Raw genomic sequence first — 24,437 nt, 5'->3', positions numbered from 1 at the left:
AAAACACCTTCGATATCATTCCTAGCTAGAAGCAGGAATCCAAAATTGCTTTGTCATCATCCCGCAAGCTTGTAGCGGGACCCAATTAAATATTAGTACTTTAAATTATTTTTATGGTCCCAGTGGTCAAGCGAACTAGGTGACATAATGGGTTTTACCAATCCACGCAACAATGCCGGAGTATGACATTTAGCTGGATGCCTGCTTGCGCAGGAATGACATTTAATTATAAATAGTTAATTATTTTATTATCCACGCCCTCTGTTTGTTGTTCTATTTCTAGCTTTAGGTTTTGAAGAAGCAGCAATATTTTTTAAATTAGTTTGATAATTTTTAATTTTCTCTATTCTTTCCTATCTTAGTTTTTCATAATGAGTTTTAGCATTTTTTCTGAAACCTACTTTGGTTTCCATATTTTTTACAAAATCAGTAACAAGTATTCGTAGATGCCCTTGAATATCGATTTGACAATTTTTATCTAAAGCACCGGGCATAGTTTCTTGTATTTTTTTACAGCACAGTACATATCTAAAGCTTCAGGTTGGTAATGACCGCTATTATTACGAAGGTAATCAATTTTTCCCCTATCATTTATACCTATAACTCCTGCTGCTTCCGCAGGCTTTCCACTTAAAAATGAACCGTGAACAAGATTTTTAGTATTTGGCAAATATTGATTTTTATGAGTGTAGAGCGATGGGCTATAGTAGAGATAGTTATTACAGATTTAAAGAACTGTATGAAACTGGTGGCGAAGAGGCATTGTATGAAATTAGTCGAAGAAAGCCAATAATAGCGAATAGAGTTGATCCAGCGATAGAGAAAGCAGTAATGGATATGGCAATAGAATATCCAGCATATGGACAGCTAAGAGTATAAAATGAGCTTAAGAAGAGCGGTATACTTGTATCGCCTGGAGGAGTGAGATCAATTTGGTTACGTAATGATTTAAACAATATCAGTAAAAGGCTTAAAGCATTAGAAGCAAAGATGGCTCAGGATGGTATTGTTCTTACTGAATCTCAATTACAAGTGCTAGAGAAGCGTCGTAATGAAAAAGAAGCTCATGGAGAAATTGAGACGCAGCATCCAGGTTATTTAGGATGTCAGGATACGTATTATGTAGGTAATTTCAAAGGTATAGGTAAGGTTTATTCTCAGGTATTTATTGATAGCTATACTAGGGTAGCTGATGCTAAACTATATACTGATAAAACAGCTTTAACTGCTGCTGATATGCTTAATGACCGCGTGTTACCATGGTACGAGACTCAAGGGATACCAATACTTCGTATTCTTACAGATTGTGGGGCAGAATATAAGGGAAATATAGAGCATCATGCTTTTGAATTATTTCTAAGTATTGAAGGTATAGAGCATACTACTACTAAAGCATATTCTCCTCAAACAAATGGTATGTGTGAGCGTTTTAATAAAACCATGAAACAAGAATTCTTTGATACAGCTATGCGGAAAAAGATTTATACAGATCTTGATGATTTACAATTAGATTTTGATATTTGGTTAGAGCATTTCAATAATGAGCGACCACATTCAGGAAAATATTGTTATGGAAAAACTCCTATGCAAACTTTTAAGGATAGTAAAAAATTAGCTGTTGAAAAGAATAATGAAATCTTGTATCTTGAATACGTCTCTGACAGTCAAAATTTAACTGACAATCAGGTGCAAAATTTATAGTGTCTGTAAGATCAAATCTTGACTTCTACAAGTTAGGCACCTAATTTGTATCATCATTGCAAACAACTAAAAACCTTGTTGTACGACTTCTATGTCATGCCCGCGAAAGTTGGAGTCTAGAAAGAATCACCTTAATACTAGTATAAAAATTACAGATTACTGACAAAATAAACCTAAAAAAACAAGTTTTTTATAGGTTTTACTGGATTCCCGCTTTCGCGGGAATGACATATAAAGATTATCTAAGAAAATACTGCTCGTTCCACTGCATCTACGCTATGTTGCACTAAATCCTTAGCAATTTCTTTAGTAATCATCTTTTTTAGACCGTTTTTAAGTTCTTGTCTAACACATCCAAGCATTTGCGGTTCTGCTACAATAATCAATTCCTTATATTTAGCTTGATCAGCAGTAGTTACTTTCTCTAAATGTTTAATAACGCTCCTTGCTGCTTCTTTATGTGCTATATCTTTTAGCGAAGTATGCGGCTCAAACAACGAAGCCGGTGTAGATTTATTTTGGTAAAGGTTTTGTCTTTTTTCTCTATGGTGGTGATGTTCCTCTAAATCCAAAGATAATTTTAAAGGTGTATTAGTAGTAATTTTAACTCCTTGAGCGTCGTAAAGCATCATTTGCTTACTATCGATAACCGCAATTAATTTTAACGGTGCTGTCCTTACCATAAATACCTCCATAAGAACTAAGTTGTAATTTTATGATAATACTAATTATTTTTAAAACCTAATATTAATTTAATAATTTTTGCTTTTCACTGTTAATCAATTGCTCAACCTTGTCATTAAGTATACGTACGTCTGTTTGCTCTATTTCTTCTTTTTCTATTACACCTATAATCTTTATCTTTATAGTGCCAGGTTGCTTAAACCAAAAACCTCTAGGCCAAAATAAACCGGCATTATGAGCTATCATCACAATTGGAACTTTAGTAATTGAAGCAAGCTTTACGGCACTTGGTTTAAATTTTACCGTTCTATCAGGCGGAACTTTAGTTGATTCCGGAAATATTATTAACCATAATCCTTCTTTTATTTTTTCCTGACCTTCTCTTAAAATCTGAGCAACCGAGCTATTAGTACCACGGTCAACCGCAATAGGTTTAACCATCCGAAGTCCCCAACCAAGCAGAGGTATATTAAATAATTCACGCTTTAATACCCAAGAATGTTTAGGAATAATCAGTTGCATAAACATTTGATCCCAAAAGGATTGGTGATTAGACACGACTATTGAAGTAGTCTTCGGTAATTTCTCAAGCCCCTCTACTTCATATTTTAAACCGCAACAAATTTTTGCAAGCCACACAAAAGCATAAGAAAAGATAATGGCAATTCTATATCTTATTTGATAGTTGACATTGAAAAATGTTACTGGTATGTAACATATAAGAAAAAAAATAAATGTAAATAACGATAATAATCCGTAAAATGATAAAATTCTTAAACGCCACAGCATAATTATTAAGATAATTATATTAATTAAAATGGTATTTATAACATAAAATTTATAACATAATTTTACAATGAGTAAAATAAAAAGGTGTTAAATGAAAAAAACTGTTCTTTCCGGTGTGCAAGCAACCGGTTCTTTACATCTCGGTAACTATCTTGGTGCAATTAAAAACTGGGTTAAAATGCAGGAAGAATATAATTGTTTTTTCTTCTTAGCAGATTTGCATGCTATCACGGTTGATATTAAGCCATCAGAACTTAACAATTCAATTATGGAGGTGCTTGCTGTTTATTTAGCAGCAGGGCTTAACCCCGACAAAGTAACGATTTTTGCCCAAAGTATGGTGAAAGAGCATACTGAACTTGCTTGGTTACTAAATTGCGTTACACCGCTTGGATGGTTAAAGCGCATGACGCAATTTAAAGATAAAGCAGGTAGCGATCAAGAAAAGGCTTGTCTTGGGTTATTTTCCTATCCGGTACTTATGGCAGCGGATATCTTAATATATAAAGCCGATATAGTGCCTGTAGGTGAGGATCAGAAGCAGCATTTAGAGCTAACAAGAGATATTGCAGGGGTAATAAATAGAAAATTTAACAAAGAAATTCTAAAAGTTCCTGAGGTTTTAATTAGTGAAACAGGCACAAGAATCATGAGCTTACGGGATGGATTAAAGAAAATGAGTAAATCTGATATTTCGGATTTTTCCCGTATCAATTTAAAAGACGATAACGATCTTATTCATCAAAAAATAAAAAAAGCCAAAACCGATCATTTAAGTTTTGTTAGCTATGATCAAGAAACAAGACCGGAAATTAGTAATTTATTAGATATTTATAGCAGTTTATCCGAAGAAAGCTTGGAAAAAATAATCGGTAATTATCAGAACCAAGGTTTCGCAAAATTTAAAGAAGATTTGGCAGAAATTATTATTACAAATCTACAACCGATACGTGATAAATATTTAGAATTAATGAATGATAAAGAATATTTATTAAAAATACTTCACAAAGGAGCAGAAAAAGCAAGAATTAGAGCTTCTGAAACGGTTAATGAAGTGAAAGAACAATTCGGATTTGTAATTTAAATTCATATATTGCAAGATTTCCCTTGAAATATATAAGATTATTTGGTATGAATCTTCTTGGATAGGTGGCCGAGTGGTTTAAGGCACTAGTCTTGAAAACTGGCGTACGGGCAACCGTACCGTGGGTTCGAATCCCACCCTATCCGCCAGCTCAGTTTATAGTATTATACCCTTTTATTTGCTTTATAGTGCTTAGTATATTTATCTAGTAAAATCCTAATCATTTTTTGATAAGGAACATGTGCAGTTGCTGCTTCTAATTTAAAAAATTCTACGCTCTCTTTATTTAAAGAAATGGTTACTTTTACGGAATCATCTTTTAATAAAAGTTCTCTAGGATGTGCTAAGAAATCTTTTACTATTTTTACTGCCCCTATTTCCCCATCAGTATATTTTATTCTCTTGCCTTTACGCCAGTATCCTGCTCCAAAAATTCTTATATGATTATCTCGGAACATAAAACGGACTGTTAAATATTACCATCAACTTTACCTAAACAAAAATATCTTTTTTCTGTAACACTATGGTCTACATCTTGAAGGATTATCCTTTTGATATCTAGAAAAGCTTTTTGAGCTTCATAAAAGCTTACGTTATGCTACCAATATTAATTTTATTTTTTTCTTCATCCCATTCAAAAGAAGAATGCATTTTTAGCCTTTAATCGATTAATTTAATAATACTTAGCTCTATACTAAATGTCCATATATTTATATGGGTAATAAACCATGCTGTTTAGTTTTAAATTAAAATTTAAGAAAAAATTTATTAATTATTTTATCGCCATTCCAAAGAGTATCTAAAAATTCTTGAATAGGCCAAATGGTAATTTTTTTATTTTCTAAATTAATTATACGTTTTGTTTTTTCAAAAGATATAACATGTAATTTAAAATCACTATCTTTACTAAATTCTAATAGACCTTCTAAATGATTTTTTTGTATAGAAGAAGCAATTTTAACTTCAAATGTATTATTTTAAAATATAAAATCAACCTCATATCCTTTTTAGTACGCCAATAAAATAATTCATATCTTTTGTCGTTTAAATATTTATAAGCTATTAATTCTAAGAATACATAATGCTCAAAAGATTTACCAGCATCAAACCCTGTCATTTCCTGATATTCATATTTCCTTAGGTAATTGCTAAGTGCGGTATCCGAAAAGGTAAAATTTAGGCATTTCCGTAATAATTTGCCTTTTACTAAGTGATCTATACGGATAAAGATGATATCCTAAATACATATATCTTTTAATATTTCAAGATATGTTCTAACGGTTTTTGCATCAACACCGCAATCTCTTGCTATATTACTATAATTTATCATCTTACCGTTTGAAATGCCTATAATCTCTAGAGACCTTGCAAATGCTTCGCGTTTTCTTAAATTTGCTTCAAACTGTACTTCAGGTAAAATATAGTCATATAAATAGGACGCAAGATATTTATGAATCTTTTTTGATGCAATATAATGATCAGGTATTATATCCATGATTAAAAATTTTATGCCAATCAAGCTCTTTTTTATCTCAGAATAGCATAGAGCGGCAAAAACATATATCTCCAAGCTCTTCCGCCAAGTAAATTGCTACCTGTTGATTTTAAGTACCTAGCACTGGAGCCGCAAAGGATAAATTGTAAAGATTTATTAGATTCTATTAAATAATGAACCTCATCTAACAGTAAGGGAATTTTTTGCACCTCATCAATAATAATAGTTGAGATTGCCGTCTTTTGACTTAAGCTCTTCTCTTAAACGTTCAGGATTTTGAAAGTAAACTTTATAGATATCAGCTTGTAATATATATATATCCGGAAAACGTTGTTTCAGATATGTTGACTTACCAGTTTTATGTGCTCCCCACAAAAAACAGGACTGTCCTTTTGGTAATTCTAAGTCTCAAAATCTTTGTATTGTCATGATAATATCTTGCAAATTTAGATATTTTAGGAGTATATTCCCTAAATATCTATTTATCTAGTTGATTTAAGAGGTTATCTGTAAATAAATTGTAATTAGCAAGTAAAGAGCTTTTTTAGCAAAAATTGATAAGATTTTTGATAGGATGTTATTCATATTTCAAAAAAATCTTATAATTTGCAGCAAAAAAGAATTAAATTATCGATTAAAATTTATTTACAGATAGCTTCCAACATCATTTTAGCGGCTTTTATGCCTGCTTCTGTTGAAGTTTTTATATTGGTAGTTTCGGTATGGAAAGTTATTTTACTGCCGTCAAGGTTACCGAGCATAAAATTGGTTTGTATATTAGACATCTTCCCAAACTCTACTTCTAGGGGTAATTTGTAAGTCAATCCGGTACTCGCATCTGTGCGATTGCTTTTGTACGCTGCGGTGGCAAGTGCTTCTGTGTTTCCTTCAAATGCCTCCCTATAAGCGAGTTTGGAAAGATGTCTAGGATCTGCATCTAGATATTGTGAATAAGCAGCAATCGGGGTGCGGCAATTAGCATCTAGATACTCTAAAAATGCTCTTTCGGGTTTTATGAGTTCAAAAGTGGGAAGATGATTAATTTGGTTGCATATCTCAAGCATAGCATTATCGTCTTTTCTAATCTCAACTGCAATGACTCCCTGCCCTATACACGGTAACATCTGTGAATACTCTATCAAATGGCAATACTCCGGATTAAACACCTCTAACCTTTTAAGACCTGTATATGCTAAAATTGTTGCGTCAACTTCGCCGGTCATTAGCTTTTTTATTCTTGAATCAACATTCCCTCTAAAAACCGTTACCTTTAAATCCGGTCTTATTTTTTGGATAAATGCTTTTCTTCGTACTGCCGAGCTACCTATTACGGCATTTTGCGGCAGCTCTTCTATAGATTTATATTTTAGACAAACAAAAACATCTCTGGGGTCTTCACGCTCTAAAACAGCAGCTATTACTAGCGGTGCAGGTATTCTACCCGGTACATCTTTTAAAGAATGAACAGCTAAGTCAATTTTTTTATCAAGCAAGGCTTGCTCTATTTCCTTTAAAAATAAAGCTTTACCGCCTATATCGTATAATGGTTTATTTTGGATTAAATCCCCGCTAGTAATAATCGGCACTATTTCACAATTGATATCAGGAAAAAATTGTGTGATTTGCTGAATAACTAAATTAGTGTGTATTAAAGCAAGTGGACTTTTTCTTGTACCTATTCTGATAGAATTTGTCATTTGTTTTCTGCTATTTCAAAAGGGCTAGTAAAACTTAAAACATTACTGTTTATAATTACTTCATGATTCATAATAACCGGATGATTTACTTCTCCATGCCCTATTCCTGCTGCTTTATAAGTTCCAATATTTTGAATATGATTTAAACAAAAACTTTTTATAGCTTGTTCTACAAACTCATCCCCTTTAGTAAAATCACCAAAGATTATTGCCTTTATGCATTCAAATATACCGGTATTTTTTAATTGAACTAGATTACGATGCACGACATAGGCTTTTTCATTAACGTCTTCAAGCAATAGAATTTTATTGTCATCCCCGTGAAAACGGGGATCCAGTATTATTTTTTCTGGATTCCCGCTTCTGCGGGAATGACATAAAGAAGCATAGGAATGAGAATGAATTTGCAAATCAGTACTAATCAATTTAGTTAAAACCGTTAAATTTCCGCCTATTATTGTACCTGTTATATTTTCCTCACTAATTTTCTTTATAGGTATAAGTTGTATTTCACTCTTTTCTCCTTTAAGAACATTTATTATAGGCATAATATCCTGATTAGTAGGCGGTAGTAACGAAGTTAACACTGAACCGTGAATAGTTGGGATATTATAATGGTTATTTAGTAATAAATGCAAAACGGTAATATCGCTATAGCCTATCAGGACTTTATCCCCTTTTTGTTCTATATTAAAACAATCTTCTACAAATTCACTGCATCCATATCCGCCGCGAAAAGCCCAAATTATTTTAACCTGTTCATTTTCCATAGCTTCTTTAAACATTCTCAACCTTTCCTCTTTAGAAGCAGCGAAAAAAGGCAATTCATCACCTGAAAAAATCTTATCATCTACTAAAGTTTTAAAATCATGCAACGCTAGTATTTTAATAGCTTCCTTTAATTTATCTTGTGCATCTGGACAGCTTGACGCCGGTGCTATAATTGATATAAAATCTCGTTGTTTATTAAAAATAATTTTTTTCATAATAATGTCATACCGTGGCCCTGCCACGGTATGACAGCAAACAGTACTGGATTCCTGTGATCAACGGAATGACATTTTCAATTACAAAGGCATCGTAAAAATAAAAGTAGTCTTTCCCTGTTTATCGTTTTCTGCCCAAATTTTTCCGGCGTGCAGTTCTATTACTTTCTTACATACTACCTCCTGCCGTACGTGTTTTAGAGCTTACGACAAATACACCGAATATACTCTGCAATTCCTCTTTCAGTACTCCTATTCCATCGTCTTTTATACTAAAACAAGATATTATTTTCTTGCATGTGTAGATCAATTTTTATTATTCCCTCACTACAACAGCTGATAGCATTTATTATTAGATTATCGAATGTGTGTTTAATATAATGAGGATCACAGTTAAAATTGAAAAGAATATAATTATATTCTTTTCAATATCAGATACAAAATTTAAGATTTTGCCGTTTAGATATAATTTCTTACATATTTTAATCCTTTCATGTAGCAATTCGCTTAAGTTTATATCTTTTTTATTTAGTTCATCATTAAGACTGGACAATTTTGAAAAATCTAGAATATTATTTATCAAGCTATTTAATTTAATAGAGCTTTTAGCTATAATCTCTACTGCATTGCGACGCTGATCTTCATTAAATGTATCATAAATTAGCCCATAAGGTTTCACCAAGGCTAATAATACCGGTTAGCGGCGTATTGATTTCATGGTTTATATTACGTAAAAACTAATGTTTCAAATCAAGTAACTTCTCTAATTCCTGCTCTCTATAATTAACTCTATTACCTAAAGGAGTATTTTTTAGGTTAACTAATTTTTCTTGCTCCTGCCTTGGTTTTAAGCATACTATTAAAAGGCTACTAAATAAGGTTAGGAATATACTACTTTGAATTGAAAACTATTTATGCTAATTAATAACTTCTCATCCATAAAATATTTATAAAACTCTATACTAGCAAACACGCCTGTAACGGTCATAAGTAAAGTAGCTTGCCACCTGAATATCGTTGCAATTATAAGTAAGTTAATTATCGAACACATTAATTGCAGTTGATCAAAACTACTTGATATAACAAGTAAACTACCAAAAAATATTAATATAACGAAAGTAGCCACAAACCAAGATAAAGATATAATATAATTCTTTTGAAACTTTAAAGACCATAAAGGATAAGTAATTAATATTGCAGTAGTTATAAGTGTGGAAATAATATTATATATCTCCAAATGGTTCATTATTCTGCTACCTGATGTGGTATATAAAGATGAGAACATCAATATTAAAATAAATATACCGACATAACTATAAGTAATTTCTTGATTTGGTAGGGTACTTTCCCAATATTTAAAGATGTTAAAATTCTTAAGATCACGAAATAAAGTCAAACCTTTTCTTTCTCTCTCTTGCCTTATTATTTTAACGGCTAGCGGCTCTTTTAAAGAACTAAACCCTACGGGTTGCTTTAAAATATCATGGCTTTCAAGGAAAAAGAGTAAATTTACAATAGTTGCGGGTAGTATCGGATAAATACCTAGAACTGCTCTTAAAGAAAATATTTGCCACAATATAATAGTTAATATTGCAGTAATCATACCGATAAAAAAACTTTTGGCACTTGATTTAAAACCGTATATTAACAAAATTAACGGCAAAGTGCTTAGCGGTAAATAGATGCTAGTCAATAATAAAAATAGATTTATTAAATCTTTAGTGTAGAGCGATATAATAAAACCTATTAATCCTATAGTAATTGCGGTTATATAATTATAATTTAATGAAGCTTTTTTAATGATGTCATTAGTAAAAGTTACCACTGCAACGTTAATATAAGAGTTCGTATTTGCGATTATCATTGCCATAATAACGCCGACTATTAACCCCTTAAATCCTATATAACTTTTAATGATCCGTAAAAACAATTCATTGGTGTTAACTACCGGATCTTGAGACAATAATAATATTGCAATCCAAATGAATAAAACGGATAAAAAAAGACAAATAACTGCCGAAATAAAAAATGTTCGTGATATTTGACTTGTGTCTTTTGCCATCAATATTCTTTGAAAAATTGAAGGACCAAATGACGGAATCACAAAATATATAAAAATATTTAAAGAAATCCAAAATTTAGGACTAGTATAGTGAAACAATCCTTGTAAATCAGTAAGACGAGTGTGTACATTTGAGTCTATAACTATATGCGGATCACTAAAAACATTCCATACGACAATTCCTATTACCGGAATAATTGTACTATAAGTAAAAAACTGTACGGCTTCGGTAAAAGTAACCGATTTTACACCGCCAAAAGCAGAAGAGCTTATTATTTTACAGTGGCAATACATAAATCTATGTAAAAATTTGAAATGTTAAAGAATAGCTGTAATATTAAACTTGCTACGTGGAATTGCATGGCAATCATACCTATAGACATTAATATACTAACTATCGACGTAAGAATACGAACTTTGTTACCGTACGCCTCCCCTATTATTTCCGCTGCCGATAAGCTACCCAAAAAATTCTCAAAACGAGGAGCTATAAAGTCACTAATTAATAACCAACTAACAACGCTACCGAATATACTAGGTAATAAGTACAATAATCCGTCCGTATATATTCTTGAATTATCGATTAAAAAAGTACTAGTACCGATCCAAGTAGCAATAAGAGTTGCGACTATTGTACCTGTAGAAAAATTCCTTGTTTCTATCGCATATTCGCAAATATTTTTGATATTTAGAAGTCCAACTAGCAAATTAATCGCTAAAAAGCTAGTAAAAATAAGGAGATCTATATTTGGCATAGAGTTAAGTTATAGGGATTTTCTATGCAAATAATAATAAAGATAAAAAAAGAAACAAACAATATTTTTGTGGAGTTAAAAAAGTATGTCATTCCTACGAATACACATGGGTGTCATAAGACTCGATGTTATTCCCGCGTAGGCGGGAATCCAGTACTTCAAAACTTTTTAAAAGATTTTTTGAAAGCTCGCTTTATGCTGAAATTCCTGCTCTGCGGGCATGATGTAAACGAGCCATGCAATAAGGCCGCTTTTAGCTAGGAATGAAATACAAGACTCATTTTTATTCATAAAGATTAAACTTCTACTGCCTGACCTAATTATGCTACAGTATAATCGTTATTATACCAAGTTGTGTACTCATCAAGTGCATTATGACAATCATTGTCATCAACTATAGCTGTTTTTTCTCTTCTAATACATCTGCTGCAGTTTTTATTACCTACCATCTTGATACTTGGATCAAACGGCGGCTTGTTTTCTTTATTTAATAATGCTTTTAGAGTTGGCAGTTTTGGGGTGCTAGCATTATACTTTTGAATTATTTAAAAATAATCTATGGCCAGGAGTAGCTGCATCTTGAGTACACTGAAGATTTACATTACCGCCATTTTTTATTAAAGTTTCTACGATTTTAGTAGCATTATAATCGCTATACCAATCAAGTGGTGTTTTACCACTCTTATCATAGAAATTTACATCAGGTTTTGTATGCGTATTTTTTATGCATTTTTCTAAGAATGCGGCTCCAAATTCACCGAACCATGCTATTGTATTAGAATTCAATTGATCCATAATGTTAGGATTAAATCCTTGCTTTTTTACTATTTTTTCTATTATAGGCTCAGCTAAAGATTTCAGTTCTTTAAAATTGTTGATTAACAATGTTTTTTCTTGACCGGATGCTTTTGAAATATCTTGTTTAATAGACCATATTATATTACCAAGCGTAGCAATCATATTATTACCGCCGGTAGAATGTCCAAGGTTACAATTTTCTAATGTTTTTTCTACTAATTCCTTTGCATTCATTATTAAAGTTTTAAAACCTGCTTGAGCTAAATATTTATGACCGTTATCGGACATTTTAGATATTGTATTTTGTATTTGTAAAGTACCGGTAGCTAATAAATTTAATATATTATTTGCTTCAAGCGAAGGATTAACACCAAATTTAACTAGATTCTCAATTATTTTATAATATTTATCCATTTGAGTTTGAAATAAACTTATATTTTGATTACTCGGATTATTAGTAATAAGCTGATATTTATTGTAGAATATAAAGCAATATGATTATCTTGACCAAGATCATTAATATCTAAACCTAATTGTATAAATTTTTCAATTTGTGTCTTACGGAAATCATCAGAAATATGCGACTCCATAGCAACACGGAAAAAATTATGAATTTGTGCTTTCTCAGTTGAAACAAATTTTGCCATAAGTGCAGGGTTATGATGAAATACATCAATAACATTGGAGCTATTACTACAAATACCCCATTCAAGTATAGTATTACCGTTTGTATCTTTCTTATCCCAATTAGTGTCAGGGATGAGGATCATTTTGTTTAATATCTGTACAGCAGTATTTTCTAAAACATTTTTAACATTCTGATCTTATTGTTGAGGTATTAAACTACAAAGAGCTTCAAAAATATTAAGTTTGTTGTTAACATTAGTTCTGTTTAATATAGCCGGTATTAATTGTATGTTTCCTGAAGTTAATAATTGAAAAGGTGTATAAATAAAAGTCTCCAATTTATATTAATTTTTTATAAAAAAATACCATGAAATATGGTTTGTATCTATTTATAATTATTATAATACATGAAAACTTAATAAATATCAAGTAATTATTAAAAAATTAACTATTATTTAATACCAAGGTGCGAGAGATAAGTTTATTTTAATCCCTTTAATGGTAACATCAGCTCCTTTATCGGCAAGATATTTTTCTTCTCTGATTAAGGCGATTGCTTTATTGTGATAACTTGAGCATATTACGCCGATTTTATTGTTATCTGCGAGTATTTCTTCATCTTTAACTAATGAAGATAAATCTTCATCTGCTGTAATTTTATATATCTTTCTTCTTATAACTCCTTGATATTTAGCCCTTGAAATCACTTCCTGCCCGACATAACAACCTTTATCAAAACTAATTGCATTTAACTCCTCAGCACCATACATATTTGGAATAGATTTATCTGTGATTAAATCTTCCACACCATCTATTATTGCAAAATTATATTTATCTTCTAGGTATATTGGATTCCCGCTTTCGCGGGGAGATGTTGTTGAGGGGGGCGGTTCCCCCTCTGTCACCCCGTGGCTTGACCACGGGGTCCAGTCTTTTTTAATTATTGTCTGGATACCGCACAGTGGTATGACATCGAGCTTATTTATTGAGCGGAAACCAAGCTTAGCATAACGAGGATCACGAACCGTAATTAGCGAGTCTATATCTAATTTTTGAAGTGAGTAGATAACTTTATATTCGTCACTACAATCTATTACTTGTATTTTTGAGCGAAATTTATAGAAGTTTAAATACTCTATCAAAGCAGCTTTATTACTTTTATCAATATCAAGGTAAATTTCCTCAGGGTTATGAACATACACGAAAAAATCAAATAAATATCTTCCTTGATTATTAAGCAAATAAGTATAGCAATAATTATAGTCAATTGATTTGGACTCGCCTACTGCGTTACTCATCGTCTCGCCTATTATTATAGGCTTCGCTCCTCGCTCCTTGTATCCGAATTCAACTGAATTGACTATACTCTTACAAATATCGTTAGTAATGAGATTTTGTAGGAACTTTACGGAATCAAAACCTATTATTTTGATAACTTCTCTATTACTTAATATTTCATACATAATTATAATATTATTGACTTTATAGGTTCCTAACTACTATACTCTAAATTTATATAAATTAAACTTAATAATCATGAGATGTTCATCTTACTGTACTTCTTCCGAATATAAGATGAGTGATCTAGTTACTAATTTAAAAAAGATTGGTCTTGAACCTCAACATTTTGACGATGTTTTATATATTCGGAAAGAGATAAATAAAGATTCTGATTTTATAGAGATATTTTTCTTTCCGTTTGGTTGTGTAACTATTTGGGGCGGCGATGAAATTCAAGAAAAAATAGTTTTAAGCGATACTGATTTAGTACCAGTAAATAAGCTTAAAGAGCCGGTATCCGATTATATTTATTTTGAATATAATACGGAGGTCAAGAAAACATTTATTGATGAAGAAAAAAATAAAATAATCTTGGCAGATAAATCAGTTTTTGTTAAACTTTCTATTTCCCATGCGCTTGCACAATCGGTTAAACTTAGCGTTCTTGAGCAATCTGTTAGTAACTTGATTGTTCAGACAACCCCTATACAACAGGAACTAGCTAGAACCGGTAGCGTATCGCTTTCTAAAAAGGAGATATTACAGCAAATAGGTATATTATTTAACGAGCGTTATTCAATCAGTTTGCATAGCGATATATTCGATACTCCAGAATTCTTTTGGCGTCGTCCGAGTTATGAGCCTCTATATCTCATGACAGCAGAGTTTCAAGACATAGAAATACGGCAAAATATAATGAATCATCGTCTTAATATGATTCACGAGCTTTTAAACATTCTTTCAAACGATCTTAATTATAAACATTCCACCAAACTTGAGTGGATTATTATTATTTTAATCGGTCTTGAAGTGGTTCTGTCGTTATCTCATACTAATCTTTTCTTAAAAATTATCGGAGCTTTATAAATAGCTTCTATGCAAATTATCGATAATCAAAAAACATTAGAAGAATTTTGTAACCGGTTAGCAAATAAGGCATGCTTAAGCATAGATACGGAATTTGAGCGTCGCTATACTTATTATGCTCAGCTTAGTATAATTCAAGTTAAAGCAGAAGAATATTGCGGAGTAATTGATGCATTAAGCAATTTAGATCTGAATATTTTTAATAAGCTGCTTGCAGATAATAATATTACTAAAATATTTCATGCTCCTCGTGAAGATTTAGAGATTTTCTATAATTTATTTAAAACACTACCTGCTAATGTTTTTGATATACAAATTGCAGCAAATATTTGCGGATTTGGTAAACAGCTAAGCTATGATGACCTTTGCTATAAGCTAATCGGTATTACTATCGATAAAACCCACCAAAAATCTAACTGGCTAAAACGCCCTATTACTAGTGATATGTTAAATTATGCAATGTTAGACGTGGAGTATTTGTATAAGATATATAAAGAGTTAAATAATATAATTATTAGAAATAATTTAACTAATAAATATCAAACTACTCTTAGTACTTTATTAGATGTTAGAAATTATAAGGTTGAGCCGAAAGATGCTTGGAAAAAAATAAAATATAGAAGTGATGATAAGAGTTTTAATCACAAAGTTCAAATGCTTGCAGCTTATCGTGAAGAGAATGCACAAACTATAAATATTCCTCGTAAGCATTTTATTTTAGATGAAGATTTAATAAAGCTTAGTAAATACCCACCATTGAATCACAAGGATTTTAAAAATCTAAATTTAAAAAGCAAATATTTACACAAACAAAAATATAAAGATGAAATAATAAGTTTGTGTAATAACTTATAAGAAAAAAGCTATAAATCGAATAATTTGTAGCCTATTATGAATAGAAAAAAATTAGCCAACTAATGTAACTTGTATTTCACTATCTTGTACTACTTTGACATATTCGTTGTATACATCATCAGGCAAGTTACTAAATGCCTGGGCTATGATAAGTGTCCCTACTCCTACTAATGCTAATTGAAAGCAAATATCTCCAGTCTGAGTATCGCCGGATATTTGTCCTGTTTCTAGCCAATCTCCAACTGCTTGTGCAAAAAAAGCAAAAGGTACACCGATCAATACGACAATTTTTTTTATTATATCAACCATTTTACCCAAAGTTAAAAAAATTAAGGTTATTATACCGTATTTTATCTCATTTTTTATGATTTTCGGTAGGAAGAATCTTATTTCAGGATGTAAGTTTGTTATTTCAAGTAAGTTAATTTCGTATTTTAGAGGAAAGTAAAGTCCTACTGTCTTTATACTTTTAACTCCTGTAATAACCGGCTAATTTTATTGATTAGAGAGTTTTTGACTAAATCGGAATTAATCTTATCTTGTTTTTTTATTAAAAATTCTTTGAAATAAAGACGCAGCTCTTGTTTGGTCATAAATATCCTTAAATTCGTCATTGCGAGCGACTGAAGGCCTTGTGGTATGGCTTGCTTCATCTCTGTCATCCCACGACTTGTTCGTGGGATCTAGTTAAAAATACTAATAATATTAGTATTTTGAGTGGTTTTACTGGATACCGTGGTCAAGCCACGGTATGACACCGAACTGGTTTTTCAAGCCATGCAACAACGCCGCGACTGCAAGGAGCGTGGCAATCTCATAAAGCAGGACGCCTGAGATTGCTTCGTCAAAACTTACAGTTTTTCCTCGCAATGACGTGAGTCTATAATAAAATTTGTGTAAGTTGCAAAAAAAGCAGTAAGAGATTACTGTAAAAAGAAGTAACTAAAACAAAGGGAAATTATGGCTAAAGAAATAGGTAAAGATAAAGAAAAATTAAACATAAGTAATCAGCTAGTAGAAGAATTATTATCAAAAGCAGACCCATCAGAGTTATTTGGTCGAGATGGTTTATTTCAACAGCTAAAGAAACAAATAGTTGAGAAAATATTAGCAAGTGAGTTAGATCATGAATTGGGCTACTCAAAGCATAGTAAAGTAGAAAAAGTAGACAATAATCGTCGTAATGGTAGCTATGAAAAGACAGTAATTGATGATGATAGTCGTAAGTTGACATTAGAAGTACCAAGAGACCGGGAAGGTGAGTATAATCCACAATTAATACCAAAAGGGCTGAGGAGATTTAATGGATTTGATGAGAAGGTAATTTCACTTTATGGTAGAGGTATGACAGTCAGTGAGATTCGTGGTCACTTAGAAGAAATATATCAAACTGAAGTATCTAGTGATTTAATATCAACCATAACAGATGGAGTACTAGAGGAGGTAACTAGGTGGCAAAATCGCTATTTAGATAGGATATACCCAATATTGTATTTGGATTGCATATATGTTAAATCTAGAGATAATCATATAGTAATAAATAAAGCTGTATATTTGGCAATTGCGGTTAATATAGAAGGCAAGAAGGAGTTATTGGGCATTTGGATAGGAAAAAATGAAGGCTCTAAATTTTGGATGCAAGTATAACTGAATTAAAGAATCGAGGTGTAGAACAAATTTATGTTGCTTGCGTTGATGGTTTAAAAGGTTTTTCTGAGGCTATCAGTAGCATATTTCCTGCTACTATAGTACAACTATGTATAGTGCATATGGTACGCAATTCAGTAAAGTACGTGTCACATAAGGATTTAAAAGAGGTAACATCAGATTTAAAACAAATTTACACGGCAAATAACGAAGAAATGGCTCGTTTAAAACTGCAACAATTTAGTGTAAAATGGGATAAAAAATATCCAGTAATTTCTGATATTTGGCAGCGTAGTTGGTCAGGAATAATACCATTTTTTGCCTTTCCTGAGGAGATTAGAAAGGTGATTTATACCACGAATACCATAGAGTCTATAAATCGTCAAATTAGGAAAATTATTAAAAATAAAGGTGTATTTCCAGATGATAAATCAATTCAAAAGATAATATTTTTAGCCTTGCAAAATGCGGCTAAAAAATGGACTATGCCTATAAAAGATTGGTCATTAGCTTTAAATCAATTTGAAATACTTTGTGGGAATTTTAAATATGATTTATTGGAAAATAAAAAATGAACTTACACAAAAAAAATGATTGACTCAGATCCCGTGGACAAGCCACAGCGTGATAGTGGTATCAAGCGTATTCAGTATTCGGCGTCGTTTTCTCTTCTCCAGCAACCGTAATTTCATCACTCTCATAATTAAATGAGTCCGTTGTAGAAGGAGTAGACGGTACAAGCGATGTGCTTACTAACTCAGAAGACTTTTGATCTAAATAGTCTCTTACTTCTCGTTTACCAAGCAATTCCATAGCATCATTTTTATTACTTTCTTTTATATATGCTCCAGGAATATATACCTTAATATATTCCATATCAGATACGTTTTTTAATAAATAAGGTGATACAAATTCTAGTATGTCCTTACCGCTTCTTTTATAATTAGCAAATGAGTAAGCAACACAAATACCGTAGTCATTTCATAAATGCTTGTGTCTTGTCTGTTGAATGTTGTTTTGCAGATTCCACAGCTCTTAAAGCATATAATATCTGTTCTCTTGTTGCTTGAATAGAAACATCATCTGAAGCCATACCGTAAGCTTTTTCAAGCTCTTGATCTTTAAAAATGTAATTTTTTTGTTAATTCTTTTATTTCAGTAACAATAGGGTTTTGAAGGCCTTTTATAAAGGTAAGACTAGCAGTACTTGCTGAGAGTTTACTTTTCATAATATACCTATTAATAAATTTAACATATTTCTATATTCAAATATTAATTTTTATTAATAAATAATAATCTTACTTAAAAAATAATAAACCTATTGATAGTGATAAATATATCACATCAGAGATTGCTGTATATATCTAAAGACTGGAGATTTCCGCTTTTAGCTAAGAATAGCCTTATTATATCGAACAAGCATTACTGCCGTTATCATCATCTTCACGGATAAATTTTTGCTTTACCTTAGAATTGTTATTATACGGCTTACTATTTTTTACCGGTGGATAATTTACAGGCTCATAATTTGTAACGGGCGGGGCATAATTTTGATTTACTACAGCATTTGGACAAGTATATTTTGATATATCACGCTTAGTTTCTCTAAGCATGGCTTTTATCTGATTTAATTCCTCTTGTATCTTTTTTTCTTTATCACTATAGTCTTTTCTAACCTTTTTATTCGCTCTACTTAAAGTCATATCATCATCGGATTCAGCGAAACCGGCTTCTGCTTTTTGCCTTGCTATATCCCTTTTAATCATCTTAAGATACATTTCACGATTTCTCTTTACAGGATCGATTCTTTCTCCTCTTAAAGGACTATCGCTATCATAGTCATCATCATCGTTATCATAATCAAGATTATCTTCTACTATATTCTTTTTAGCCAAAGTAATATATTTATTATTATATACAGGTTTTCTCTTGCCGCCTTTAGCACCTTTGCTATCAACCAATCTGTTATTTGCTGATCTTTGAAAATAGCTTCTAAAATTATCTGTACAAGCTGAAAGTAAAAACATTCCTAAAAATAATATTATAATTTTTTTTAACATATATTTATATTATTCCAAAACTTTTATTAGACTTCCTGTACAACTTAGCTAATAAGGAGGAATTTGTAGAAGACACGGAACGCAGCACCGCAGCGTACGCTTTGGTACGTGAGGATGCGAGTACCGGATCGACGCACAAATTACCCTTAGAAGCAAGTTATGCAGAAAGTCTAATATGATTAATGCCACATAATAGCCAAACTTGCAAGGATAAAGAGCTGAACTGCTATGTGCTTAATTAAATTATTGTTATTCTGAGGTATTTTTGGTGTTGTATGTCTCCACCCCTTCATTGCAAGCAACTAAAAGGAGCGTGGCAATCTCAGGATATTTGACGAGATTGCTTCGTCAAAACTTACAGTCTTTCCTCGCAATCACCTCTTCTATGAGGTTACTTAATAGCTTATGCCCTTCTTTTCTTCTTTTTAATAAATTTTGTGAAGCATCCTCTAATATTTTTGGATTACTTATCAAATCGAGTATTTTATCTGCTAATTTTCCTGCAGAAATATTATTCTGCTCTAAACACCATCCTGTTTTTTTATCTTCCAATAATTGTGCATTGTAATATTGATGATTATCCGCAGCACTAGGCAGTGGAATAAAGATTGCCGGCAACCCTATATAGGTCAATTCTTCTATAGTAGATGCTCCTGCTCTTGAAATCACTAAATCGGCTTCTTTATATTGCAATGCCATATTATCAAAAAATTCAGCAAACTCATAAGTAATGTTTAATTTCGAGTATATATCTTTTATTTTTACTTGATCATCTAATGCTGCTTGCTGGATTATATTTAATTCAAGACTTGGCTGTTTTTGCATCAAAATTTGGATACTTGCAGGTATCAGCTCTGAAAATAACTTAGCTCCTTGACTACCGCCAAAGATGAATATTGTAAAAAGCTTGTCATTCCGTGGCTTGACCACGGAGTCCAGTGTTTTTATTAAAGACTTTTTGGCCCCCGTGGTCAAGCCACGGGACGACATTTCTATAACCTTTAATTCCCTAATATTCTCTCTAACTACCCCACCGGTAACTACTATTTTACTTTTTGCAAATTCCGGTAAATTCTTTATTTTTTCATAAGAAATAGCTATCTTTTTAGCAAAGCTTGCAAAAAATTTATTAACTTTTCCAAGGTAAGAATTCTGTTCATGAATTATAATCGGTACTCTTAAAAAAATTGCCGCAAACATTGGAGCTATAACAGGATAACCGCCAAACCCTACAGTGACGGAAGGCTTCATATTATATAATAATTTAATAGCCTTTAAAACTGCAATTGATAACCTAGGTAAAAACAAGAAAATATTACCTGAGCGTTTTAAATCTAGGATATGAAAAATTACTTTCATATCCTGCTTTATATATTGTTTGCATCTTAAATCAGTAATAAAATGAACTTCATAGCCACGTTTGATTAATTCTTCTCCAAGAGCAACTGCCGGAAAAAAATGTCCCCCCGTCCCTCCTGCTACCAAAATGATTTTTTTCATATTTCAATATTACGAATTTTGTACGAATTTAACGGCGTTCGGTGTCTTGTAAAGCCAAGAAGCATACCGGTAGCGATAGCTATTGCAAGCGTTGAAGAACCACCGTAACTAATAAACGGTAATGTCATACCTTTAGTAGGAAGTAAATGTAAAGTCACGCCCATATTAATTATTGCCTGAAGCCCTAATTGTGCAATTATACCGCTAGCAGCGAATTGTACAAATTTATCTGTTTCGTTTAATAACTTAATAAGACTTCTTAATACTATAAAAGCAAATATACCTATAACAATAAGGCAAATAATAGCTCCAAACTCCTCACCTGCTACAGCAAAAATAAAATCCGTATGCGAGTCGGGTAGTACCTGCTTTACTGCCCCCTCCCCTGGACCTCGTCCATATAACCCGCCATGCTCAAACGCCTTAAGAGACTTACTAACTTGATAATTCTCGCTACTATCTGGATCTAAAAACGAATTAATTCTTTGCGTTACGTGCGGTAACCAAAAATAAGCAATAGTTACTCCTATCATTCCTAAAAAACCGGCTAAAACAATCCAAAATATCGGCATACCCGCAATAAACAGTTGAATACCGAAAACTGCAGTAATCATTACAAGCATTCCAAAATCCGGCTGAATAATTAAGAGAATAGCAACAATAGAATAAAGTATTACACAAGTCGTAAAACTTGGAAACTCATCATTAAATTTTAGCGATAATATCCAGCCCGTAACAACTGCAAAAAACGGTTTGATAAATTCCGAAGGTTGAATAGATAGACCTAGAATATTAATCCATCGCACTGCGCCTTTTACTTCATAGCCAAAAAATTTAACTGCTATTAATAAAACTATACTAGCAATAAATCCAACTATTGCAAAACGCCTTAACCATTTTTTATTAAGACATGAAAATAATAATATAAGTCCCGAAGCGGCAGCTAAATAAAATATTTGTCTAGATGCAAAATAACTTTCTTCAAGACCTATTCTACTTGCTACTGCTGAACCTGAGGTAGTAACAAGCATTAGACTAAAAGCAAATAAGATAATTAAAGAAATTATTATTTGCCTATCGGTACTCCGCCACCATAATTTTATAAAGTTATTAGATATTTCGTTATTCATATTATAGTTATTCAATTATGGCTATATTTATAATGTTATTGCATGGATCGGAAAACACCCTCGATGTCACCCCGTGGCTTGACCACGGTATCCAGAAAAACAATAAAAAATACTAATATTATTTAGTATTTTTAACTAGACCCCGTGGTCAAGCCACGGGGTGACAGGATACTACACAATTTTATAAACAACTCGCCACGCTCTTCAAAATTTTTAAACTGATCATATGAGCTACAACTAGGTGCTAACAAGATATTTTTTACCTCCGCGTTATCACCTACTGCATCCTTATAAGCAAGATCGAAAGCCTGCTCAAGATTATCACATATTACAAAATCTACTATATTCTTAGCAGTATTTGCAAATATTTCTTTAGCTTGACCATAAAAATAAGCTTTCTTAATTTGACTGAAATAAGGCTTTATTTCCTCAATACCACCCTCTTTAGGGATTCCTCCCGCAAGCCAGTAAATATTATCGAGTGCTTTAATTGATTGCACGGCAGATATGGCATTTGTCGCTTTACTATCATTGTAAAAACTTATATTATTTATACTACCGATATATTGCATTCTATGAGGTAAACTTTGAAAACTACTTATAGATTCAAGTATTTTTTTAGGTTCTACTCCTATTATTTTAGCTACTGCATAACTTGCTGCAATATTCTCACAATTATGAACTCCTTGCAGGTTTTTATTAAAAGGTACAGCATAATGCATAAAGCTTGATACAAGCGAATTTTGCAGGTCTCGCCTGTGCTCACGTATTTTTATACGCTCCGCAGGCTCACCTTGAAATTCATCTTGTCTAAAACTTTCTGAATTACGCTGTAATTCAAAACTTATATCATCAAAAAAATTAGCGCTAATTTTATCATCAACTACCGAAATACCGTTTTCAAGAATTTTAGTAACCGAAAAAGGAATTAGCTTTATACGCTGCTCTTGCTGCAATTTTATAAAGACTTCACGACAATAATCATTATCGATATTAATTACCGCATAACTCTCTTGATCCATTCGATCAAAGATCTTAGATTTTGCTGCAATATAGCAGGTCATATCCTGATGTCTATCTAAATGGTCGGGAGTTATATTAAGAAGCACGGCTATTTTAGCTGTAAAGGTTTTTACTAGATCTAGCTGAAAAGAAGACAATTCAAGTACATATCCATCCTTACTTGCTTTAGCTTGCAAAGCAGAAACTCCAATATTACCGGCAACCGGATAGTCTAAACCGCTACTATTTAAGATATGGCTTATTAAAGCAGTAGTAGTACTTTTACCGTTTGTACCGGTTATAGCTATAAATTTTAAGTTTTTTGATTTTGCAAATAATAAGTCTATATCGGAAGTGATTGGAATATTAAAATTTTTTGCAATATTGACTATCTCATGCGTTAAAGGAATTCCAGGACTTAAGACAATTGTATCTAAATTTTGCCATCTTGAATCAGATAAAGCAGCGATAGCGGTTTTACTATATAATTCTTCAAATATATCTCTATTTGCTTTTAAATCATCATAAACAATTACATCATATTTATTTTGCAATTCCTCGTAAACCGATATACCGGTTTTACCAAGCCCAAAAACACCTATTTTTTGTTTTGTATGAGAATTCATGAATTAATTTGAAAGAACATTGCAGTCTTAGTATTCAAGAACAGGTATATGAAGATCAAATTCAAAAAGAGCAAGGAGTTTACAAGTCGAGGAGCGGAGCGTATACTTAATACGTGAGCACCGCAGATCTTGTAAAACGACGTAGCCAATTTTTGAATTTGATCAAGTATACTAATGCATGTCCTGCATTAATGCTTGTTCACCTTCATTAAATTCACCTTGTCCTTTTACATTACTGTAAGTTGTTTTGCTATGCCCAGGATCAGGTAAATAATAATGAGGCGGAACTTCTAGTGCTTTAGCACGCTGTACTTGATACTCATTAGGTCCAGCTGTTGATATACCTACGGTTTCTTTTAACTTTTTACTACAAGCAGAAGTAATTAATAAAACAGTAAATAATAAAAAAATCTTTTTCACTTAAACACCTATAAATTAAAATTATAATAGCCTCCTTGCAAAATGAACTTCTAGAGGTAATTTGTACGTCAATCCAGTACTCGAATCCTCACGTAGGTCTACTATGTTACGGTTCTGCGTTCCGTGTTTCCTTCAAATGCCTCTCTATAAGT

At 32.0% G+C, this 24,437-nt stretch carries 21 protein-coding genes, 1 tRNA gene and 9 pseudogenes; 7 read left to right on the top strand and 24 right to left on the bottom strand.

Annotation, left to right across the window (positions count from 1 at the left end; all coding sequences use genetic code 11):
- Positions 1-248: 248 nt before the first annotated feature.
- Both C4Q30_RS10410 and C4Q30_RS01620 read right to left on the bottom strand, forming a co-directional pair.
- Positions 249-494: pseudogene (locus C4Q30_RS10410) on the bottom strand (hypothetical protein).
- Positions 479-670: a hypothetical protein gene (locus tag C4Q30_RS01620; RefSeq protein WP_245207409.1), complete on the bottom strand. Its 192-nt coding sequence runs from the start codon at positions 668-670 to the stop codon at positions 479-481. The pseudogene C4Q30_RS10410 and the gene C4Q30_RS01620 overlap by 16 nt, the downstream one beginning before the upstream one ends.
- A gap of 17 nt (positions 671-687) precedes the next feature.
- Here C4Q30_RS01620 and C4Q30_RS01615 point away from each other — a divergent pair.
- Positions 688-1,701: pseudogene (locus C4Q30_RS01615) on the top strand (IS481 family transposase); the annotation flags it as partial.
- A gap of 242 nt (positions 1,702-1,943) precedes the next feature.
- Here the strand turns inward: C4Q30_RS01615 and C4Q30_RS01610 are convergent.
- Together C4Q30_RS01610 and C4Q30_RS01605 are read right to left on the bottom strand one after the other, a co-directional pair.
- The gene (locus tag C4Q30_RS01610) at positions 1,944-2,384 is read right to left on the bottom strand and encodes a host attachment protein (RefSeq protein ID WP_198913019.1); all 441 of its coding nucleotides are present in this window, start codon (positions 2,382-2,384) and stop codon (positions 1,944-1,946) included.
- 64 nt (positions 2,385-2,448) lie between these two features.
- Entirely contained in the window at positions 2,449-3,174 is a 726-nt protein-coding gene (locus tag C4Q30_RS01605; protein ID WP_103897012.1) for a lysophospholipid acyltransferase family protein, read from the bottom strand.
- Positions 3,175-3,265: 91 nt separating this feature from the next.
- Here C4Q30_RS01605 and trpS point away from each other — a divergent pair, with 91 nt between their 5' ends.
- Positions 3,266-4,258: a tryptophan--tRNA ligase gene (gene trpS, locus C4Q30_RS01600; protein ID WP_014120857.1), complete on the top strand. Its 993-nt coding sequence runs from the start codon at positions 3,266-3,268 to the stop codon at positions 4,256-4,258.
- Between the two features lie 59 nt (positions 4,259-4,317).
- Positions 4,318-4,407: transfer RNA gene (locus C4Q30_RS01595), tRNA-Ser, on the top strand.
- Between the two features lie 15 nt (positions 4,408-4,422).
- On the opposite strand, the gene C4Q30_RS08720 is transcribed toward C4Q30_RS01595, so the two are convergent.
- The 10 genes and pseudogenes from C4Q30_RS08720 to ygfZ form a co-directional block, all read right to left on the bottom strand.
- Entirely contained in the window at positions 4,423-4,716 is a 294-nt protein-coding gene (locus C4Q30_RS08720) for a hypothetical protein (protein ID WP_103897138.1), read from the bottom strand.
- Positions 4,717-5,183: 467 nt separating this feature from the next.
- A pseudogene (locus C4Q30_RS10645) lies at positions 5,184-5,753 on the bottom strand (DUF4143 domain-containing protein).
- Between the two features lie 32 nt (positions 5,754-5,785).
- A complete protein-coding gene (locus tag C4Q30_RS08480) occupies positions 5,786-5,962 on the bottom strand; it encodes an AAA family ATPase (protein WP_245207408.1) in 177 nt (58 codons plus the stop codon).
- A gap of 432 nt (positions 5,963-6,394) precedes the next feature.
- Positions 6,395-7,450, bottom strand: coding sequence for a hydroxymethylbilane synthase (gene hemC, locus C4Q30_RS01580; protein ID WP_103897011.1), 1,056 nt, complete (start codon positions 7,448-7,450; stop codon positions 6,395-6,397).
- The gene (locus tag C4Q30_RS01575) at positions 7,447-8,436 is read right to left on the bottom strand and encodes an LD-carboxypeptidase (RefSeq protein ID WP_103897010.1); all 990 of its coding nucleotides are present in this window, start codon (positions 8,434-8,436) and stop codon (positions 7,447-7,449) included. Before C4Q30_RS01575 ends, hemC begins: the two co-directional genes overlap by 4 nt.
- Before the next feature lie 81 nt (positions 8,437-8,517).
- A pseudogene (locus tag C4Q30_RS10400) lies at positions 8,518-11,253 on the bottom strand (ATP-binding protein).
- A 320-nt stretch (positions 11,254-11,573) separates the two neighbouring features.
- Positions 11,574-11,702, bottom strand: a complete 129-nt coding sequence (locus tag C4Q30_RS10155) for a hypothetical protein (protein WP_280641657.1) — start codon at positions 11,700-11,702, stop codon at positions 11,574-11,576.
- Between the two features lie 79 nt (positions 11,703-11,781).
- The gene (locus tag C4Q30_RS01560; protein ID WP_103897008.1) at positions 11,782-12,465 is read right to left on the bottom strand and encodes an ankyrin repeat domain-containing protein; all 684 of its coding nucleotides are present in this window, start codon (positions 12,463-12,465) and stop codon (positions 11,782-11,784) included.
- Positions 12,466-12,482: 17 nt separating this feature from the next.
- Positions 12,483-12,821 carry a hypothetical protein gene (locus C4Q30_RS01555; RefSeq protein WP_103897007.1) on the bottom strand — a complete coding sequence of 113 codons (339 nt, stop codon included), beginning with the start codon at positions 12,819-12,821 and terminating at the stop codon, positions 12,483-12,485.
- 312 nt (positions 12,822-13,133) lie between these two features.
- Positions 13,134-14,141 (bottom strand): CAF17-like 4Fe-4S cluster assembly/insertion protein YgfZ, encoded by a 1,008-nt coding sequence (gene ygfZ, locus C4Q30_RS01550; RefSeq protein WP_103897006.1) that lies wholly within the window; start codon positions 14,139-14,141, stop codon positions 13,134-13,136.
- Between the two features lie 112 nt (positions 14,142-14,253).
- Here ygfZ and C4Q30_RS01545 point away from each other — a divergent pair, with 112 nt between their 5' ends.
- Complete coding sequence (locus C4Q30_RS01545) at positions 14,254-15,045, top strand: RMD1 family protein (RefSeq protein ID WP_014410794.1); 792 nt, start codon at positions 14,254-14,256, stop codon at positions 15,043-15,045.
- 9 nt (positions 15,046-15,054) lie between these two features.
- Positions 15,055-15,900, top strand: coding sequence for a ribonuclease D (locus C4Q30_RS01540; protein WP_103897005.1), 846 nt, complete (start codon positions 15,055-15,057; stop codon positions 15,898-15,900).
- 51 nt (positions 15,901-15,951) lie between these two features.
- Here the strand turns inward: C4Q30_RS01540 and C4Q30_RS01535 are convergent, their stop codons facing one another.
- From C4Q30_RS01535 to C4Q30_RS10640, 3 genes and pseudogenes are all read right to left on the bottom strand, one after another.
- Positions 15,952-16,179, bottom strand: a complete 228-nt coding sequence (locus C4Q30_RS01535; protein WP_029374947.1) for a hypothetical protein — start codon at positions 16,177-16,179, stop codon at positions 15,952-15,954.
- 66 nt (positions 16,180-16,245) lie between these two features.
- Positions 16,246-16,493: pseudogene (locus C4Q30_RS01530) on the bottom strand (5-formyltetrahydrofolate cyclo-ligase); the annotation flags it as partial.
- A gap of 93 nt (positions 16,494-16,586) precedes the next feature.
- Positions 16,587-16,653, bottom strand: a pseudogene (locus C4Q30_RS10640) (permease); the annotation flags it as partial.
- A gap of 207 nt (positions 16,654-16,860) precedes the next feature.
- Here C4Q30_RS10640 and C4Q30_RS01520 point away from each other — a divergent pair.
- Positions 16,861-18,122: pseudogene (locus C4Q30_RS01520) on the top strand (IS256 family transposase).
- Between the two features lie 61 nt (positions 18,123-18,183).
- Here the strand turns inward: C4Q30_RS01520 and C4Q30_RS08715 are convergent.
- Positions 18,184-18,423 (bottom strand): hypothetical protein, encoded by a 240-nt coding sequence (locus C4Q30_RS08715; RefSeq protein WP_198913015.1) that lies wholly within the window; start codon positions 18,421-18,423, stop codon positions 18,184-18,186.
- Between the two features lie 530 nt (positions 18,424-18,953).
- Positions 18,954-19,607: a hypothetical protein gene (locus C4Q30_RS01515; RefSeq protein ID WP_103897004.1), complete on the bottom strand. Its 654-nt coding sequence runs from the start codon at positions 19,605-19,607 to the stop codon at positions 18,954-18,956.
- Between the two features lie 11 nt (positions 19,608-19,618).
- On the opposite strand from C4Q30_RS01515, the pseudogene C4Q30_RS01510 reads away from it, so the two are divergent.
- Positions 19,619-19,777 (top strand): annotated as a pseudogene (locus tag C4Q30_RS01510) (palindromic element RPE1 domain-containing protein); the annotation flags it as partial.
- Between the two features lie 178 nt (positions 19,778-19,955).
- Here the strand turns inward: C4Q30_RS01510 and murG are convergent.
- The 5 genes and pseudogenes from murG to C4Q30_RS10635 all read right to left on the bottom strand — a co-directional run.
- On the bottom strand, positions 19,956-21,107 hold the full coding sequence (gene murG / locus C4Q30_RS01505; protein WP_103897003.1) for an undecaprenyldiphospho-muramoylpentapeptide beta-N-acetylglucosaminyltransferase: 1,152 nt from the start codon (positions 21,105-21,107) through the stop codon (positions 19,956-19,958).
- The gene (gene ftsW / locus C4Q30_RS01500) at positions 21,104-22,237 is read right to left on the bottom strand and encodes a putative lipid II flippase FtsW (RefSeq protein ID WP_103897002.1); all 1,134 of its coding nucleotides are present in this window, start codon (positions 22,235-22,237) and stop codon (positions 21,104-21,106) included. Before ftsW ends, murG begins: the two co-directional genes overlap by 4 nt.
- A gap of 131 nt (positions 22,238-22,368) precedes the next feature.
- Positions 22,369-23,865, bottom strand: a complete 1,497-nt coding sequence (gene murD / locus C4Q30_RS01490; protein WP_012152743.1) for a UDP-N-acetylmuramoyl-L-alanine--D-glutamate ligase — start codon at positions 23,863-23,865, stop codon at positions 22,369-22,371.
- Positions 23,866-24,036: 171 nt separating this feature from the next.
- Positions 24,037-24,285 (bottom strand): DUF3035 domain-containing protein, encoded by a 249-nt coding sequence (locus tag C4Q30_RS01480; protein ID WP_024704530.1) that lies wholly within the window; start codon positions 24,283-24,285, stop codon positions 24,037-24,039.
- 33 nt (positions 24,286-24,318) lie between these two features.
- Positions 24,319-24,434, bottom strand: a pseudogene (locus tag C4Q30_RS10635) (palindromic element RPE1 domain-containing protein); the annotation flags it as partial.
- Positions 24,435-24,437: the final 3 nt, after the last annotated feature.

The sequence above is a fragment of the Rickettsia fournieri genome (assembly GCF_900243065.1).
GTDB classification, from domain to species: domain Bacteria; phylum Pseudomonadota; class Alphaproteobacteria; order Rickettsiales; family Rickettsiaceae; genus Rickettsia; species Rickettsia rickettsii.
This window is presented reverse-complemented; position numbering and strand designations above follow the sequence as displayed.

Bases quoted from the DNA above. Each gene is read 5' to 3' on its own strand.
- hemC (WP_103897011.1), bottom strand. From the start codon at position 7,450: ATGACAAATTCTATCAGAATAGGTACAAGAAAAAGTCCACTTGCTTTA.
- C4Q30_RS01575 (WP_103897010.1), bottom strand. From the start codon at position 8,436: ATGAAAAAAATTATTTTTAATAAACAACGAGATTTTATATCAATTATA.
- C4Q30_RS01540 (WP_103897005.1), top strand. From the start codon at position 15,055: ATGCAAATTATCGATAATCAAAAAACATTAGAAGAATTTTGTAACCGG.
- C4Q30_RS01560 (WP_103897008.1), bottom strand. From the start codon at position 12,465: ATGGATAAATATTATAAAATAATTGAGAATCTAGTTAAATTTGGTGTT.
- C4Q30_RS01555 (WP_103897007.1), bottom strand. From the start codon at position 12,821: ATGATCCTCATCCCTGACACTAATTGGGATAAGAAAGATACAAACGGT.
- murD (WP_012152743.1), bottom strand. From the start codon at position 23,865: ATGAATTCTCATACAAAACAAAAAATAGGTGTTTTTGGGCTTGGTAAA.
- ygfZ (WP_103897006.1), bottom strand. From the start codon at position 14,141: ATGTATGAAATATTAAGTAATAGAGAAGTTATCAAAATAATAGGTTTT.
- C4Q30_RS01545 (WP_014410794.1), top strand. From the start codon at position 14,254: ATGAGTGATCTAGTTACTAATTTAAAAAAGATTGGTCTTGAACCTCAA.
- C4Q30_RS08720 (WP_103897138.1), bottom strand. From the start codon at position 4,716: ATGTTCCGAGATAATCATATAAGAATTTTTGGAGCAGGATACTGGCGT.
- C4Q30_RS10155 (WP_280641657.1), bottom strand. From the start codon at position 11,702: ATGGTAGGTAATAAAAACTGCAGCAGATGTATTAGAAGAGAAAAAACA.
- murG (WP_103897003.1), bottom strand. From the start codon at position 21,107: ATGAAAAAAATCATTTTGGTAGCAGGAGGGACGGGGGGACATTTTTTT.
- ftsW (WP_103897002.1), bottom strand. From the start codon at position 22,237: ATGAATAACGAAATATCTAATAACTTTATAAAATTATGGTGGCGGAGT.
- C4Q30_RS01605 (WP_103897012.1), bottom strand. From the start codon at position 3,174: ATGCTGTGGCGTTTAAGAATTTTATCATTTTACGGATTATTATCGTTA.
- C4Q30_RS08715 (WP_198913015.1), bottom strand. From the start codon at position 18,423: ATGGAATATATTAAGGTATATATTCCTGGAGCATATATAAAAGAAAGT.
- C4Q30_RS01515 (WP_103897004.1), bottom strand. From the start codon at position 19,607: ATGTTAAAAAAAATTATAATATTATTTTTAGGAATGTTTTTACTTTCA.
- trpS (WP_014120857.1), top strand. From the start codon at position 3,266: ATGAAAAAAACTGTTCTTTCCGGTGTGCAAGCAACCGGTTCTTTACAT.
- C4Q30_RS01610 (WP_198913019.1), bottom strand. From the start codon at position 2,384: ATGGTAAGGACAGCACCGTTAAAATTAATTGCGGTTATCGATAGTAAG.